The organism is Nocardia seriolae NBRC 15557 (genome assembly GCF_007990715.1).
In the GTDB taxonomy this organism is placed as follows: Bacteria; Actinomycetota; Actinomycetes; order Mycobacteriales; family Mycobacteriaceae; genus Nocardia; species Nocardia seriolae.
In genome coordinates this window covers 1-751 of record NZ_BJWY01000277.1, presented here as the reverse complement: position 1 = coordinate 751, position 751 = coordinate 1, and the positions used below count along the sequence as shown (strand labels likewise).

The window sequence follows — 751 nt, the reverse complement described above, 5'->3', positions numbered from 1 at the left end:
CTCGATCGGTTCGGCGTTGAAGATGGCCGCCGGGACCCGCCCGGTGCTGGCGGTCCTCGACCGCGACGGAATCCCGATCTACCTGGCCCACGGGCGACGCCTCGCCAGCCCGGGTCAGCGGCTGGCGTTGATCGCCCGCGACAAGGGCTGCACTCATCCCGGCTGTGATGTTCCGCCGGATCGGTGCGCGGCGCATCATGTGATCGATTGGGCCAAGAGCGGTCCCACCGACCTGACCAACCTCACCCTGGTCTGCGATCACCACCACGCGCTGGTCAACGACAGTGACAACGGGTGGAAGACCGTGATGCTCGGCAAAGACTCTCCCCATCGCGGGCGGGTCGGCTGGATCGCACCCAAATCCGTGGACCCGACGGGTACGCCCCGGGTGAACGAGCGTCTGCATCTGGGCCAGCGGGTTGCTACCGTGATCGATTCCAGTTGTCGGCGTTGGGATACGCGCGCGGCGTGATTGTGATGCGTGAGGCCGTGTAACCCGGGGGAAGACTACTCGGGTGCATCATCGGCGACCGGATTGCTCGCGAAGGCTTGTACCGCACGTGTGGTTGCGTCGTCTGCCCTGCCGGACCGGGGCTGACGCCGAGCCGGGTGCCGTATCCCGCCGATCCCGGCCCAGGGACTGCACGCATCACCTTCTCGGGACAACCCCACAAGGTTCTTGCTGCATGACGCCGGGATGCCGTGGCTGATCTCGCGGTGTGGGGGCTGGGGCTGCTCGCTGCGCTCGCAA

At 67.1% G+C, this 751-nt stretch carries 1 protein-coding gene; it reads left to right on the top strand.

From position 1 onward, the window contains the following. On the top strand, positions 1-472 hold a 472-nt coding region (locus NS2_RS36645; protein WP_222594914.1), incomplete at its 5' end, for an HNH endonuclease signature motif containing protein. Positions 473-751 lie beyond the last annotated feature (279 nt).